The following is a 16,871-nucleotide window of genomic DNA, read 5'->3' as shown; positions in this document are numbered from 1 at the left end:
TGAAGGAGACTGGTGTGACGGCGAATCGTGTTCATCGGCGTACTCTCGGGCGCAACGGCACTAAGGCGCTTCGGGCGTCGCTCGTCCTCGCGCTCGCGTGCGGCATCGCCGGTCAGCTCCCCCCGAGCCCGGCTGACGCAGCCGCAACCGCCGCGACACCGAAGGATGTCAAAGGCATCAAGGTGACCCCGGTGGTGCCGAAACCCGAGCCCGAGTACACCGCGGATGCCCGCGAACTGACCGAGGCCGATATACCGCCGGACCCGCAGGTCGTGTCGGGGGAACAGACGATTGCTCTGAGCCCGCACAAGGCGACCCGGGTCCAATCCGGCAAGGTTCGGTTGTCGCTCATCCCTGCGGTCTCGCCCGCCGCCGCGCAGGCGCCCGCGGGGCGCGACCCGCAGGACGCGGTCAGCAAGGTTCGGGTCAGCACACTGGCCCGTACTGAAGCAGGAGGGCAGGGTGTTCGGGGCCTTGTCATTCGTGTCGCGCGTGCTGACGGCGTCAAGCGGGCAGGGCAGGCCACCGTCGCGGTGGACTACCGTGGCGTGGCCGGCATGTTCAGCCATGATGCCCTTAGCCGATTGCGACTCGTCCGGCTCAGCGACGGGCGGCCGGTACCCTCCACCAACGACGCCCGCAGCGGCACCGTGACAGCTACCGTTCCGCTTGCTGCCGCCGGCGTGTCGTCGTTCGCCTTGGCGGCCGCGCCCGAGGGTGAGAACGGCGACTACAAGGCGACGACGTTGGCGGCGGCATCCACCTGGCAGGTGTCGCAGCAGAACGGCGCCTTCGCGTGGTCGTACCCCATCAAGACGCCCCCGCCGCCCGGCGGCATGGCCCCCGATCTGAAGCTGAGCTACTCGTCGGCAGCGATCGACGGACGCACCTCGGGCAACAACACGCAGGGCTCCTGGATCGGCGACGGGTGGTCGCTCGAACCGGGATACATCGAGCGCAGCTACCGCTCCTGCACCGACGACAGAGACGACCAAGGCGGTAAGGCGCCGAACAACAAGGACGTCTACGGCGACGACCAGTGCTGGTTCGACGACAACGCCACCATGTCGTTCAACGGAGCCTCGACGGAACTGATCAAGGACGCCGGCACCGACAGCGGCCCGACGGACACGAACGTGCGATACCGCGGTCTGGCTGACGACGGCTCCCGCATCGAGCAGCTCAAGGGCGGCGTGAGCAACGGCGACGACGACAACACCTACTGGCGCGTCACCACCGTCGACGGCACGCAGTACTACTTCGGACGCGGCAAGGCCACCGGCGGCACCTCGTCCGGCGAGGACACCAAGTCCACCTGGACCCTGCCCGTGTACAGCAATCACCCCGACGAACCCGGGTACAACAGCGACTTCGCCAAGTCCCGGGTCACCCGGGCCTGGCGGTGGAACCTCGACTACGCCGTCGACCCGAACAAGAACACCATCACGTACTTCTACGGCAAGGAAACCGGCGCATACGCCCGCGAGGGGGACAAGGACAAGCGCACCACCTACGACCGGGCCGGCTACCTGACCAAGGCCGAATACGGCAGCCGCAGCGACGACGCCGCCGGCGTGCATCCGGTCAACCGGGTGCTGTTCGACCGCGCGGACCGGTGCATCGGCACCTGCCGTACTAGCGACGACAAGCCGATCGCGAAGCGTTTCCCCGACACCCCGTGGGACCAGTACTGCGACAAGGCGCCGTGCGAGTCGCAGTACTCGCCGACCTTCTGGACCAACACCCGGCTCAAGCAGATCCGCACCCAGGTCTACGCCGGCAGCGGCGATGACTACACCACGGTCGACAGCTATGCCCTGTCGCAGGTGTACCTGCAGGCCGGTGGTAACGAGAGCACGCCGATGTGGCTCAAGAGCATCACCCACACCGGCAACGTGACCAGCGCGGGCGGTCCTGCGGTCACCGACCCCGCGGTGGTGTTCAACCCGAACGCCGACGTGATGCCCAACCGGGTCAACACGCCCAACGGACACTCGAGCCTGTTCCGCAGCCGCATCGACACGATCACCACCGAGTCCGGCGCGCAGATCGGCGTCACGTATTCCAAGCCGGAATGCGACACCATCACGCTGCCCAAGCCATGGGCCAACACCAAGCGATGCTTCCCGCAGTACTACGCCGCCGAAGGCGAAGACTCGAAGATCGACTGGTTCAACAAGTACGTCGTGACGCGGGTCGACGTGTACGACAACACCGGTGGCTTCGAGCACCAGCAGACCAACTACGACTACCTCGACACCCCGATGTGGGCGTACGACAAGACGGCCCTCGTCAAGCCGAAGAAACGCACCTGGGGCCAGTTCCGCGGCTACGGCCGGGTGCAGATCCGTACCGGTGTCGACGACGAGGTGCAGTCGCGCACCGAGTACCGATACTTCCGCGGTATGGACGGCGATCCTCAGCCGGTCAACGGTGAACTGCCGCCCAAGGGCACCCCGCGCAGCGTCCAGGTCGAGGACTCGCAGGGCGGCAAGGTCACCGACCATGAAGCCTTCGCCGGCATGCTGCGCGAGCAGATCGACTACAACGGCACCGACTGGGTCAGCGGAACGCTCAGCACACCTGTTGCGGACGGCCCCACCGCCACAGCCGGACTTCAGAAGGCGTGGAAGACGCACGTCGAGACGCAGCGTAACCGCCTCAAACTGTCGAGCGGCGCGACCCGGTGGACGAAGACGGTCACCAAGGTCAACGGCGACAACCTGATCAGCGAGTTCAACGACCTCGGTGACGAGGCCGACGCCAACGACGACCGCTGCACCACCACGGAGTACGCCCGCAATGCGGACACGTGGATGCTCGACCGAGTTAAGCGCAAACTGCTCGTCGGGGTCGGCTGCGGCGCGAAGAGCGGTACGCAGGACGTGCTCAGTGACATCCGCACGTACTACGACGACCCCGACACCTGGGGTGCCGCACCGAGCCGCGGCCTTCCCGTCCGCTCCGTGCAGGTCGACCACTTCGACGGCGACACCCCGTCCTTCGTCAACGCCACCCGCACCAAGTACGACGACCTCGGACGCGCCACCAAGCAGACCGACGCGCTCGGATACGTCACCACCACCGACTTCACCCCACCGACCGGCGGCCCGGTCACCCAGACCAAGACCACCAACGCGCTGGGCCAGACAGCCACCCAGACATTCAACCCGGCCCTGGCCGTACCCGTGAAGATCACCGACGCCAATGGCCTGGTCACCGAATCGGCCTACGACGGCGACGGCCGCCTGCTGTCGGTGTGGGCACCCGGACGCGACCGCGCGACGTACAAGACCGACCCGTCGGTCAGCTACACCTATCAGCTGCGCAAAGACGCCCCCAGCTCGGTCATCACCAAGAACCTGATGCCGGCCGGGTCGAAGACCTACCGCACCACCATCGCCCTGTACGACGGCATGCTGCGGCTGCGCCAGACCCAGACCCAGACCATCGCCGGCGGCCGCGCCGTCGTCGACACCGTCTACAACTCCCGCGGCCTCGTCGCCTGGAGCAGCAGCCCCTACTACGACATCGACAACACCGCCCCGAGCACCACGCTGGTGACGCCGGTGCACCGCCCGGAGATCCCGGCGCTCACCGCCCACGTGTACGACGGCGCCGGGCGCCTCACCGACGCCATCTTCACGGTCAACGGTGACGAAGCCTGGCGCACGCACACTGGGTACGCGGGGGAGAAGACCAGCGTCACCCCGCCCAAGGGCGGCACCGCCACCACTTCGATCACGGACGCTCACGGCAACCTCGCCGAGCTGCGCCAGTACCAGGACCGCGCGAAGGTCGGCAGCGACGACGCGTCAACCTTCGAGCGCACCGTCTACCGCTACACCGACCGCGACGAGATCTCCTCGGTCACCGGCCCCGGCAACAACACCTGGACCTACCGATACGACCTGCGCGGCCACAAGGTGTACGCCGAAGACCCCGACGCCGGCACGTCGACCAGCGGATACGACGCCATCGGTCAGCTGAGCTGGACCAAGGACGCCCGCGGCAAAGCCCTCTTCTACGACTACGACGCTCTCGGCCGCAAGACCGCGATACACCAGGGCGCCGAGGACGGCCGCCCGCTGGCCGAATGGACCTACGACGGGCTCGCCAACGGTATCGGCAAGCCGACCAACTCCACCCGGTACGAGTACGACAAGAACGGCAAAGCCTCCACGTACGTCACCGCCACCACCGGCTACGACAGCGCAGGCCGCCCCAAGGGCGCTGCGGTGACGATTCCCGACACGGACAGCGGGCTCTGCGTCTCCGGCGAAGCCAACCCGTGCACCTTCACCCAGACCTTCGGCTACCGGCCCAACGGCACCCTCGAAAAGGTCACCACCCCAGCGGTCGCCGGCCTGCCTGCCGAGACGGTCACCACACTGTTCAACACAGCAGGCCTGCCCAACGGCCTGGTCGGCAAGCAGATCTACGCCCAAGAAGTCGTCTACAACCAGTTCGACGAACTCATCGCCCAGAACCTCGGCGAACACGGCTCCCGCGTCGGACTGACCTACGGCTACGACGACGCCACCCACCGCAAGACCACATTCAACGCCGTACCCGAGCTCAAGAACGACGTCTACAACCTCAAGTACAACTACAACGAAGCCGGCACGATCACCTCGATCACCGACACCCCGGACGCCGGCCAGCCGGCCGACACCCAATGCTTCGAGTACGACCACCTCAACCGGCTCACCGAAGCCTGGTCCCAGAGCAGCGCCACCTGCCCGACAGCGGCGAACGCCGTGATGAGCGGACCGGCAGCCTACTGGCGCTCATACACCTACGACGCCTCGAGCAACCGCAAGACCGAGATCATCCACCAAACCACCAACACCACCCGCACGTACGCCTACCCGCCGTCCGGCAAGGGAACCGGCAGCAAACCCAACGCCGTCTCCTCGATCACCGCCAGCGGCGGCAGCACCGTCACCCTCAAGTACGCCTACGACGCCTCAGGCAACACCCTCTGCCGGCCCACCGGCACGGCCGCGAACGTATGCGCGGACGACGGCACCGCAGGAACCGGCAGCCAAGGGCTGACCTGGAACGACGAAGGCAAGGTCGCCACCAGCACCGACTCCACCGGCACCACCAGCTACACCTACGACGCCTCCGGCGATCGGCTCATCCGCCGCGACCCCACCGGCGCGACGCTCTACCTGCCCGGCGGCCTCGAGATCCGCAAACCCAAGACCGGCAACGCGATCGGAACCCGCTACTACAGCCACGCCGGCTCCACCATCGCCGTACGCACGCCAACCGCACTGACCTGGCTGGTCAACGACCACCAGGGAACCGCCACCGCCACGGTGTCCAGCGACGCCACCCTCACCGTCAACCGCCGTCGCACCCTGCCCTTCGGGGAGGACCGCGGCACCAAGCCCGCGAGCTGGGTGGGTGACAAGGGCTTCGTCGGCGGCACCCGCGACAACACCGGCCTGACCCACCTCGGCGCCCGCGAGTACGACCCAGCCGTCGGCCGATTCATCTCCACCGACCCGGTCATGGACCTGACCGATCCGACGCAGTGGAACCCGTACTCCTACGCCAACAGCACACCGATCAGCTCCATGGACCCGTCCGGGCTCACCCTCGGCTCGGCCGACTGCGCCGAAGGCGGCGGCGTGGCCTGCACCGGCAACGAAGGCAGCGACGCCGGAAGCACGGGGGGCGCGGGCGGCACCACAGGCGACGGCGGGAACGGCAACGACAGCGGGAACAGCGGCGGCAACAACGGCGCCGGCTCCTCGAGCGGCAACGTCGCCGATGCCGTGCCCGCCGTGCAGCAGAAGGAGAAGTGCGGCTGGTTCGCACCCGTCTGCAACGGCTTCCAGCGCACCATGGAATGGGTTCACGAGAATCAAGACACCCTCGGTCACATTGCCATCGACCTCGCCCAGATCGAAGCCGGCAGCATGGCTGTCGGAGGCGGCTTCACCCTGTTGGGCGCGGACGCCGTCGTCGAAGGGGGCAGCGGCGGGCTCGCCACCGTCATCGCCGTACCAGCAGCAGCCCTTGGAGTAACGGCAATAGCCGGCGGTGCCTCCGCTCTCGTCGTGGGCAGCAAGAACCTTGGCAGCCATGTCAAAGACCTGCACTGGAACAACCAGGCAAGCGGTGCATCAGGACAGGCTGCCGGAGCCACCGGACGAACCCGCCCTGCCGTCGGTAGCGGCGCTGCACGCGACTATCAAGTTGCTAAGGCAGGCCCTACTGAAACTGAAGTGGCTGGTGGCGGAGAGAAGGTTTTCGCCGACGGCGTTAGCGGTCCTGAATTGGTCGAAGCAAAGCATGTCGGGTCCAAGAAGAGCCCCTTTGTTTCGAACAGTGGCGTTCCTGACTTCATTCAGAAGAAAATCGATGCGCAGCAGCAAGACGAATTCCGCCGGTATGGCGCTGTGCTCCGGGATCCCGGGTCTGGATATCAGCGACTCAGGGTCGTCACCAACAGTGAAGAAGCGGTACCTTACTTCCGCAAGATGATGAGGGACTACAATGTTCCAGGCGAAATCGTTGTGGAGCCCTGAGGAAGCCTCATGTACCTAATTGTCTTCGACGGAGAGCAGGCCGGATGGCGTCTGGAGCGCGACGTCTTGCTCGCGGCGCTCAGGCGCGATTGGCCACAAATTGCGGTGACGGAAATCGGAGAAGAGGTTCGCGATATATCCTGGCCGCTGCCTGGGAGTGACGGCCTGAGCGAAGCTTACGTACACAGCGACGGCACGTGCCTGTACGTTGACGGACCGATCGACCAAGCGGCTCAGTGGGCTGTGTGGTATCGCAGGCTTGTACCGGACGGCATAGATTTGATGCTCTGCGACGACGAATACTCCTTCGCGGTTCCCGTCGGGCCACAGACCTCCGCGTCTGAGCTCGTCACCGCAGGTAGCTGAATGGCTCCTTCCGAAGACCAGATGCGAGCGCTACGCCTCACGGGCAGGTCTTCGGAGTCCTCGCTGCAAGGAACCAATGCCGCCGCGCCGATCGTCGTGCTGCGACGCCCGCAGCGAAGTCCGTGCGCATCCCGGAGCCTCAACTGCGTGCGCACACGCTGTGTTCCCCGTGGCCCAAGGCTTCGTCGTGATAGCGCCGGATGAGGCCGCCTCGCATCAGGTGCACGGCCCTCGAGTGACGTGCGGCAGGCATCACGACGGCGCAACTAATGCTGTTGGCACGCCTTGCCCGGTCCGAGACGCCTCATGGGCCGTGTAGGACAAAGATCTTGCGCGCCGTGACAGTCAAGCGCCTAGCTGGAGGCCGGAACGAATGCCACGCAGTGCTTCGGCTGGCATCCGGATCTGGCCGAGATGAGTGCGTGGCGCCTTCTGGCACTCTCGCCCAGGAGCGTGAACGCGCGATGGCGCTGGTAACCGTGGAGTCGTCTCTTCGACGACTCCAGAGATGACGCCACCGGACGCAGCGCACGGCATGACAGCGGTGCCGTTGTGCTGGCAGCATGGCAAGAGCCCGCGTGGTCCGAGGTTGTTGGTAGCAATCTCGGCACACGCGGGCCCCTCCGGTTTGCTCGCCCGTCAGTCGCCGGGCGCACGCATCACTTGTTGTCGGCGACCTGCCGGAAGAGTTCCGCCTGCTCCTTGGTCATCCAGTAAACGGCTGTCTCCCCATCGGGGTACCCCCAGGTCCAGCACCACTTGCGACCGGCAGCGAAGCAATGCCGGCTAGGCCAGGCCAAAACGCCAGCGATGCCGTGCTTGCCCTTGTCCAGGTTCAGCATCGTAGCCAGCTCGTCGCCATCAAACTGATCGTCGGGTCGACTCATCAGCGTCTTGAACAGGGCCTTGGCCGTGGGGCTGAACTTCTTCCAGACGGCCTTGGCCAGCTCAACGTCCTCGCTGCCCCATTCCTTCTGCTCAATCTCTTGGCCAGCGATGGCGTCCGGAGCCTCGGCGAGCCATCGGCCGAACATTGAGTAGAACTCTGGAACGCGGTCCTCGGGGACCGAGACGGTGACGTTGATCATTCAAGCCTCCTTGTCGGCGAGGGCACCGTGCCCCGCTCTGGAGCCACTTTACATGGCCATTAGATACCTGGAAAGGTGCTTTTAGATATCTCATAGGCCTCGCTTTGCTCTTGATTGGGCGCTCTGTCCCTTCTTGTGCATCTCTAGGTTTGATTCTAAGGTCTGACATGCAACCGCCTCCCTCGGCGACGCCTGAGAGGCCCTCCATGGCGCTCGGCGCGAGGGCCGCTAGGCCGCTCTCGCGTCGAGCGTTCGCGTCGTGTCAGGACTTCGGGCCGTCGCAAGGGAAGTAGAAGATCGCGAAGAGAACAAAGGACCGTGTGGCGTACTCACATGCCGCCTGACAAAGTTCGGCCTATCGGTTAATCCCTCGTTGGAGATCGATCTCGGCCAGCGGCCTGGTCTCGGGGCGGTTACCACTCGGCGGCAAGCCGTGGCGGCGCGGGGCGAGGCGATCATGGTGCTGACCCGTGATGCAACACGCAGTCACCGAGAAGTGTCGGAGCCCGCGCATATGCTCCGTCTCGCCTATCGCACTTGAAGTCGGCGGTCGCTTATGGGGTGATGCGCGGGTGGTGAGGTCGGCGGCAGGCAGCAACGAGCGGCGGGAGGAATCAGCGTGCGGCCAGAGCAGCCCGACGACAAACGTGAACCAGCAGCCGGCCCGGACCTGTGGCAGTTGGCCGGGCTGCCCGGCGGGCTGCTCGAAGCGTCGTACTTGACTGGCAGGTACGCGGCGCAGTACCGGGTGATCGTCGACGTGCTCCTGGAACAGCAGCAGCACACCCTCACGGGGGTTTCAGCCGCCGAACTTCCTGATCTGCTGCGCGCCCGCCTCGGCGCGGTGGGCGCAGACCCGGAGCTGATCGAAGAGGCCAACTTCGACTTAAAGGAAAGAATGGGCAGTCTCGCCCGGTGGGGCGTCATCCATCGGTTCCAGGACAAGGCGCTGCGGGACGCGGACTTCATCCGGGACCTCGACCGGTACCAACTGACCGAAACGGCGGCGCAGCTACACCGGGCGGTGACCAGCTTCGGGCAGGACCTCGCCGCCGGTGCTGCAGCGACCCTCGCCCCAGGGGTGCTGACCGCGAACCTGACGGTCCTGCGGGACAACGTCACGACCGACCCGGATAAGGCTGCGGCCGCGTGGTCGATCATCGAGACGACGTATCAGGCGATGGCCCGCGCCGCCGCTGGCTGGCAGTCGCGGCTTGCGGGTGCCCTCGCGGGCACGCCGACAGCAGAAAAGATCGGCACGGTGCAGGAGACGCTGCGCCGGTACGTTGACATGTGGGGCGCCGGGATCGACACCCACTCGGAGATGATCACCACGCACGTGAATGCGCTCACCGGGTTGCCGGATGCGGTGTGGCGGCGCATCGGCGTGCACAATCTCGGCCAGAACGCCGATGAGCAGGCGATCGTTGAGCTAACTGCGTCATACCGCCGGACGCTAGACACTCTGCGCGCGTGGTTCGACGGCCCGGATTGCCAGGCCCGCCGGCTGCGGCGTCAGATGCGTGACACGATCCAGCCGCTGTTGCGTGGGCAGCGAACCCTCGCCGCGGTCGGCGGACACGTGTCGCGCCGGGCGGAGCTACTCGCTCTCGCGGGCCAGCTGGAGGCAGCGCCGGACGACGCCGCTGCGTGGCAGCTGTGGTGCACCGCGACCAGTCTGTACTCGGCGGTGCATTTGCCCGGGCTGGCGCCGGCGCCCGCGGGGAACCCGTCCGCGTCGTCGTTTTGGGACGCCGAGCCGGTCCTGGTCGAGGCGCGCCTGCGCAAGCAGGGCCCTAAGGCTACGACGGGGACCGCCTCGCGGATCGCAGACAACCGGGAGCATCGCAAAGCCGCCCGTGATCACAATCGCCGTTTACAGCAGGAGGCCGAGCGGACTGAGCAGGCGATACTCGCCCGATCGGGGCTGCTGCTGTCGCAGTGGACCGATCTGAGCGATCCGGAGCTGGACATGTTGCTGAGGTTGCTGTCGACGGTCGCGGCCTCGCGCCCCGACCAGGCCGGGGTACGTGAGGTCGTCACCGGCGACGGCCGCTGGTACGTCCGCGCTGAGCCCGCCGAGAGTGGTGTCCCGTCCGCGGTCGTGTCGGTCAACGGCGGGCGACTCGTGCACCCCGATGTGCGGTTGCACATCACGGCCACGGCGGTGAACGCGTGAGCCGTGCGGAAGCGGTCCGGGATGCGCAGCGGGCGTTCGTCGGGCTGCTCGAGCAGCCTCTGGTGACCTCGTCGACGAATCCGCCGCTGTACCGGCTGGTGCTGCGCAACCTGCAGGCGGTCACCGAGTTCGCCCGCCGCCCGGGGTATCGGATACAGCGGATCGGCCGGGCGGTCCGCCTGATCCGTGTCCCGGTGGCCGGGACTGTGTCGCTGCCGCCCCGGCCGGCGGACGCGCCGGGCCGGCGGCTGCTTGCGCTGATCTGCTGCCTGGCCGCCTGCTGCGAGGAGGTGTCCGGCACCGTTACTCTGCAGCGGCTGTCCGACATGGTCCGGGACCTGTGCGCCACCCCGGGCGTGCATGTGACCGCGTACGACCCGGACGACCGTGCGCAACGTCGGCAGCTGAGGGCTGCCGCCGAGTATCTCGATCAGATTGGGGTGCTGCGCCGGCGTACGAGCGACGACCGGATGCTTGACGATTGGATCGAGGGCGGCACCGGACCCGGCGCGGGGTATGAGGTTGACCGGGATCCGCTGCTGCTGATGACCAGCGCCGACGTGCTCGCGCTGGCGTTGAATCCGGAACCGGCTGACCCGGACACCCTGAATGCCGCTCGGGCGTTGCGGCAGCTGCGCGACCTGCTCGAGCTGCCCGCGGTGTTGTATGCGGGCCGGGATCCCGAGGACGCGGACCTGCTGCGTCGGCAGCGAGGTTTCCGTGCGACCGACCTTGCGCAGATGACCGGCGGTACCGTGGAAGCGCGTACCGAAGGTCTGCTGCTGGTGCTTACCGACGATGAGCGGGTTCCGGCGACTGTTGTCGACTGGCCCCGCGCGAAAGCAGCGGACTGGGTAGCGCTGCTGATGGCCGACATCGCCGGCCGCGATGGCACCCGCCACCAGGACGGCACCGTCACCCTTACCAGTGACCAGGTCGACGAGGTAGCCGACGATCTGCTGCGATGGCGCGGCGACTATATGAACAAACTCCAGAAGACGGTGCCCGGCACCGTCCGCGCCGACGCGGAGGCGAAGCTGTCGGAACTTGGGCTGCTGACCGTCACCGGCGACGGCGGCTGGGTCTTGTCGCCGGTCGTCGGCCGATACCGCGACCCAGACGTCACGCTGACCGACCCTGCGGAGCCTGCCTCATGAGCCTGCACCTGATCCCGCACCAGCCAGGCCCTGATGTCACCGACGGCCAGCTGGCCGCGTGGCGTGACGCAGCCACCACCGGTGCGCTGCCCGCACCGCACCGGACCCGCTGGGTGCCGCTGCGCGCGGGTGCGATCGGGATGTGGGAGTTCGACGTCGCCGAGTACTGGTTTGCTGACGGCCGTGCGCAGCTGGTCGGACAGAACCAGTCGGGCAAGTCGACGTTGATGACCCTGACGACGCTGATCATGCTGCAGGGCGAGACTAGGCAGCACTTGATCGACACATTCGGCGAGGTTGGCAAACGGTTCCGGTACTACGTCGAGCCGTCCGGTCATCCCAAGGACCGCCGTGACGCGTCGTCGTCGACGAACCGGGGCTGGGTGTGGGTGGAGTATGGCCGCATCACTGATGACGGCACCCCGGAGTTCTTCACGTGCCTGCTGTACGCGCAGGCCAAGCGTGGTGTGCAGGACGTGACCACGACGTGGATCACCTGCCGTGGCAGTGCTCGTGTCCGCGCCGGGATCGACCTGGCCGCCGGGCAGGCCGCGTACGAACCGAAACACCTAGTTGGTATCGAAGGGCTTCTCGTCCACGACAGCGGCCGGACCGGCTATGCCGGGTATGTGGCCACACAGCTGTTCGGGATCACCGACCCGGATCGGTACCGAACCGTCTTGACGATGCTGCGGTCGCTGCGGACGCCGAACCTCGGCAAGATCCTCGACGCGGACTTCTTCACCGGCCAGATCCGCTCGGCGCTTCCGGCGCTGGATCGTGACGAGGTGGCCGAGCTCGCCGGCAGCTGGCAGCAGGTCGAGCAGCTCGGCGCCGACCGGGACCACGCCGAGGTCGCCCGGGCCGCCATCACCGGCTACGTCAACCGGCTGTGGCGCCCATGGGCGGACGCCGTCCTGCGCCTGGCCGCCGACACGCTGCTCGACGCGGACGTCGCCTGTGACCGTGCGCACGAAGCAGTCACCGCGGCGAAAGCCGCGCTGGACGCGGCACGCGACGATCTGACTGCCGAGTCGAAGCGGACCGGCGAGCTGATAAGCGCCCGGGAAAGCGCGCAGGCAAGCTACAACCAGCTGCTGCAGTCCGCGGCGTACGGCAGTGCCCTCGGCCGCGCGGACGACGCCCGCCGACTTCGGGACAACGCCACCACCGCCAAACGGCACGCCGATGATGCTCGCAACGCGCTGACCCGGGCCACGGCTGAGCATGATCAGGCAAGGGCCGGCCAGGAGCGGGCTACCGCCGCCCTGGACGCGGTCAGAGCCACGGTCACCGCCGCCATCGACCACACGATCACCGCCGCAGCCGCGGCTGGCCTCGGCCCGCACGCGCCGGTATGGGCCGGCGACGGCGACCTCGACCGGCTCGACGCCGCCGTCGCTGACCGGCGCCGGCTGGTCGGCCGAATGCGAGCCCTCATGCGCACAGCGGCGGAGGCGGCGGCGACGTGGCAGTCAGCGGACAACGTCGCCGGGCAGCGCAACCAGGAGTCCACCGACCGGCAGGAGATGGCCGCGCGAGCGGCCGAGGAGCTGACCGACGCGTTGCAGGAGCTGTCCGACAGGCTGGAACGGTGGGCAGTCGGTCTCGGCGACGACGCGCCGCCGGTAGCGCTGCGAGAACAGTGGCTGCAGCAGGTCACCGCGCAGGCGACGACGGCCCGGCCCCGGCAGGTCCTCGCCGCCATGTTGAACCGGCAGTGGCTCGACCCGGCCGTCACGCCACTAGCCCAGCGGGCGTCGCAGCTGCGAGCCGACGCCACCGCGGCGCTCGCGCGCGCTCACGCCGCTCTCGATGACGCCGACGAGCTCGAACGTGCCACTGATCCGCAACCGGCGGTCCCCGCTGGCTGGCACCGCCGTGACCGTCCCGCGCCGTCGCCAGCCGGTGCGCCGCTGTGGCGGCTGATCGACCCGGTCGACGGTCTCGAACCCGAGGTCCTCGACCGCCTGGAAGCAGCGCTTGCCGCGGCAGGCCTGCTCGACGCGTGGGTCACCAACGACGGGCTCTGGGCGGCCACCCGCGACGGCGACGACGTGGTCATCACCGCTGGCGAACCCATCGCGGGGGACAGCCTCGCCCAGGTGCTACGGCCCGCAGCCGACGCGCCAGATCTAACCGCAACGGTCACCGCGATCCTTGCTGGGATCGGCTACACGAGTGGCACCGCCGACCTGGCCGCCCCGGTCGCGGTCGCTTCTGACGGCCGGTTCCAGACCCCGGCGCTGCAGGGCCGCGCCGGACGTGCCGCTCACGGCGCCGAACTGCTCGGCGCCGCTGCCCGGGCCGCAGCTCGCCGCCGCCAGATCGTCGAGCTGCGCGAACTGGCGAAAAACGAACGCGCCGCGGCCCAGGTGCTGAGCGGCGACGCCGACCAGCTCGACACGCGCATCGCCATGCTGCGCGAGGCCAACGACAACGCCCCGACTGACGTGGAGGTCTCCGCAGCGGCCACGGCGCTCGCAGCGGCGAACACTGAACGCGACCGGGCACAGCAGCTGCATCTGGCCGCCGCCGCAGCAGCCGCGAAGCTACAGGGCGTCGCCGAGGACGCCAACGGGCAGGTCGCCGCGTTCGCCGCCGACCATGACCTGCCCACGACGCCCGAGCCGCTCGAAGTGGTGTCCGACCTGGTTAACGCGGCAGCGCAGGCCGTGTCCGGGCTGGGGATCGCGCTGGCCGAGCAAGGCGGCGCGGAACGATCCGCGGCAGCGGCTACCACCGCGCTCGAGCAGGCCACCGACCGGCTTGGCGAAGCGGAAACGACCGTGCACGACCTGGCCGCCGAGGCAGTGCGCGCCGCGGAGCGCGCTGCCGAGGCCGAAAAGTCGATCGACCAGGACGACAAGGAGCTGTTCGCCCGCAAAGACACGCTGCAGCAGCGGGTCAGCGACCTAGACCGGTCGATCAACAACAGCCACGAGGAAGGCAAACGCCTTGCCAGCGCTGCCTCCACCGCCGAGAGCGCGTGGAAGCGGACCGGCGACGAGCGCGACATCGCCGACCGGATCCGTGAACAAGCGTTCACCGCATGGTGGGTGCCGGTCGACGCGGGTCTGGCCGCGGCCCGAAATCTGCCCGCACCGCATGACGGCCGTGACCTCGCCGACGCGCTCGAGCAGGCCCGCGCGGCCCGGCAGAACCTGCGGCCCACGAACTGGCCGCACACCACGGCGGAGAAGACAGCCCGAGTGAATGCCCTGATGTCCCGCGTCGTCGGCAACCAGGTGGCGGAGCTGCAGTCGCTGCTGGAGTCCGCCGGCGGCCGCGCCATCACGGTCGTTGAAGCCGACGACAGCCGGCCACTGCCGCAGGTACTGATGACCGTCGACGCATCCGGGCAGCAGTACGGGCCAACGGACGCGATCCGGCAGCTCGACGACCTGGTCGTAGAACTGTCCGCCAGCCACGACGAGCTGCTCAGCACCATGTACACCGAGCTGCTGTCGTCAACGTTTGTCGAGCACCTCACCGACCGGCTCAAGTCGGTGATCACCCTGCTCGACGACGTGAACACCGTCCTCGCACAACACCCGACTGGTGCAGACCGGATGACACTGCGGCTGCGGCGGCACCCGGCCGCCGACCATGTCGCCGGCTTCAAGATCCTGAAGGCCATCGAGGATGGCGCGATCGCTTCCCAGACCGCGCAGGAGCAGATCCGGTTGTTCCTCGCCGACCGACTTGAGCAAGCCAAGGAACTCCCGGCCGGGACAACCAACACCACGACCAAACCAGGCGCGGACGAGTGGATCGACCGGGTCGCGACGCTGCTCGACTACCGCGCCTGGTTCGACATTGTCTGCGAATTCAGAGTCGCTGCACACGACAACGACCCCACCCGCTGGAAGGCGCTGACAAAGCAAGAACACACCACCGACTCCGGTGGCGGCAAGGCCGTCACCTTGCTGCAGCCGCTGCTCGCGACGCTGGTCACCCTGTACTCCGACTCGCCGCTTGCGCCGCGGCCGCTGTGGCTCGACGAGGCCTTCGTCGGCGTCGACGCCCGCAACCAGGCGACGATGATGAAGATGCTCGTCGGCTTCGACCTCGACTTCATGCTCGCGGGCCCGGACACCCTGGTCACCTCAGCGCAGGTGCCTGCCGCCGCCATCTGGCATGTCGCACGAGCCCCGGCGCCGCTGCCAGGCGTCGACCTATCGCTGACGCTGTGGGCCGGCAACACCCGCTATATCGTCCCCGTCGCTGACGTGGCCGCGCAGGCATTGCAGCCCACCCGGCCCGTCGACCCATACGCCGGTCCCGACCTGTTCACCGACCTCACCTTCGCGGGCTCGCCGGAAACTGACGAAGAGGAGGCCGAGGAGCCCGGAAATGCCGCCGCGACGGAATCGGACACGGTGCCGATGTGAGCGCGACAATCGACAGGTGGGCGCAACTGCCCGGCCCGGTCAAGATCCTCGCTGCCGCCCGAGATGCCTTCGAGCATCGACGGACCGGACCCCGTGTCACCCTCAAGGTCAACCTAAATTCAGACGCCCGCACTCAGGTCGCCCAGCTGCTCGGCCTGAATTGGGATACCTCGGGTCAACCGGTCCGGCTCGGCAAGCTGCAGACAGCGCTAGCCAAGGGCGGCGACGACCTTATCGCCCTGCTAGAGCGCACTGGAGGCCCGCTGGTCGATCGCGTCGCGGCAAGAGCTGATGCCGACGCCGCGGCGCGGGCCTTGCTCGACGCCGCCTACCAGCAACTTGCCGACGCCGGCATCCCCGCCAATGTGGTCGCGCTGGCCCGCGAGCGGCGATGGCTCGATCGTGCCGCCACCCCGGTCCCCGGCCGGGCCGACAATCTGGTTCGATTGTGGAAAGCGTTACCAGGCGGTGATCGACCGCTGCCGGAACTAGCGAACCAACTCTTCACCGACCCGCACGCGCTGGACCGCGACACCGAGCTCGGCCGAGTCGCGGCCCGGCTGCTCGCAGCGATTGCCGATCCGCACGATGCGGCTGCCGCCGCGGGATCTGCGCTGACCGCTGACCTGTGGCGATCGGTGTGGGCGCAGCATGGCGTGCTGTGCGACGAGGTGTCCTCGACGGTTCTTGTGCTGAACCTGCGACTGACCGGACCGTCAGCGGCCGCAGCGATCGCCAACGCAGCTGCCGACTGCGGGGAACCAGTGTGGCTGACCGTTCGATCCCTGCACGGCACATGGGCGCCAGCGGAACAGCAGGTGACCATCCGAGTATGTGAGAACCCGGCGATCGTCGAGGCCGCTGCCAACCGGTACGGCCGGAACGGCCTGCCGTTGATATGCATCTACGGTCGGCCGTCTGCTGCGGCCTGGATGCTGCTGCGGGGCCTTGCCGCGGCCGACACCCGGCTACTGGTGACTGCTGACCGTGACAATGCAGGGCGACAATTTCTCACCGAGCTGCTCACCCTGACAACTGCCGCCGAGTGGCTTCCGGACGCCGACGGCGTCTACGAGGAAGCCCGCCTCGACGCGCTCCTCGACGACCTCAAACCTTGAACCACCTGATCGACCGCGGGTCTG

Annotated in this window: 7 protein-coding genes; 6 read left to right on the top strand and 1 reads right to left on the bottom strand. The window is 67.7% G+C overall.

The features are described 5' to 3' along the window. Positions 1 to 14: 14 nt before the first annotated feature. Together COUCH_RS26335 and COUCH_RS26330 are read left to right on the top strand one after the other, a co-directional pair. Positions 15 to 6,545, top strand: coding sequence for an RHS repeat-associated core domain-containing protein (locus COUCH_RS26335; RefSeq protein ID WP_249607887.1), 6,531 nt, complete (start codon positions 15 to 17; stop codon positions 6,543 to 6,545). 9 nt (positions 6,546 to 6,554) lie between these two features. Beyond that, positions 6,555 to 6,911, top strand: a complete 357-nt coding sequence (locus COUCH_RS26330) for a hypothetical protein (protein ID WP_249607886.1) — start codon at positions 6,555 to 6,557, stop codon at positions 6,909 to 6,911. 659 nt (positions 6,912 to 7,570) lie between these two features. On the opposite strand, the gene COUCH_RS26325 is transcribed toward COUCH_RS26330, so the two are convergent. Next, the gene (locus COUCH_RS26325) at positions 7,571 to 7,999 is read right to left on the bottom strand and encodes a DUF6416 domain-containing protein (protein WP_249607885.1); all 429 of its coding nucleotides are present in this window, start codon (positions 7,997 to 7,999) and stop codon (positions 7,571 to 7,573) included. A 619-nt stretch (positions 8,000 to 8,618) separates the two neighbouring features. On the opposite strand from COUCH_RS26325, the gene COUCH_RS26320 reads away from it, so the two are divergent. Genes COUCH_RS26320 through COUCH_RS26305 form a run of 4 tightly spaced genes read left to right on the top strand, consistent with a single transcriptional unit; the run spans position 8,619 to position 16,847 of the window. Next, the gene (locus COUCH_RS26320; RefSeq protein WP_249607884.1) at positions 8,619 to 10,178 is read left to right on the top strand and encodes a DUF2397 domain-containing protein; all 1,560 of its coding nucleotides are present in this window, start codon (positions 8,619 to 8,621) and stop codon (positions 10,176 to 10,178) included. Beyond that, positions 10,175 to 11,335 (top strand): TIGR02678 family protein, encoded by a 1,161-nt coding sequence (locus COUCH_RS26315; protein ID WP_249607883.1) that lies wholly within the window; start codon positions 10,175 to 10,177, stop codon positions 11,333 to 11,335. The genes COUCH_RS26320 and COUCH_RS26315 overlap by 4 nt, the downstream gene beginning before the upstream one ends. Continuing rightward, positions 11,332 to 15,729 (top strand): SbcC/MukB-like Walker B domain-containing protein, encoded by a 4,398-nt coding sequence (locus tag COUCH_RS26310; protein WP_249607882.1) that lies wholly within the window; start codon positions 11,332 to 11,334, stop codon positions 15,727 to 15,729. The genes COUCH_RS26315 and COUCH_RS26310 overlap by 4 nt, the downstream gene beginning before the upstream one ends. Continuing rightward, positions 15,726 to 16,847 carry a TIGR02679 domain-containing protein gene (locus COUCH_RS26305; protein WP_249607881.1) on the top strand — a complete coding sequence of 374 codons (1,122 nt, stop codon included), beginning with the start codon at positions 15,726 to 15,728 and terminating at the stop codon, positions 16,845 to 16,847. The genes COUCH_RS26310 and COUCH_RS26305 overlap by 4 nt, the downstream gene beginning before the upstream one ends. Positions 16,848 to 16,871: the final 24 nt, after the last annotated feature.

Origin of the sequence: Couchioplanes caeruleus (assembly GCF_023499255.1) — a bacterium.
Taxonomy (GTDB): Bacteria; Actinomycetota; Actinomycetes; order Mycobacteriales; family Micromonosporaceae; genus Actinoplanes; species Actinoplanes caeruleus_A.
This window is presented reverse-complemented; position numbering and strand designations above follow the sequence as displayed.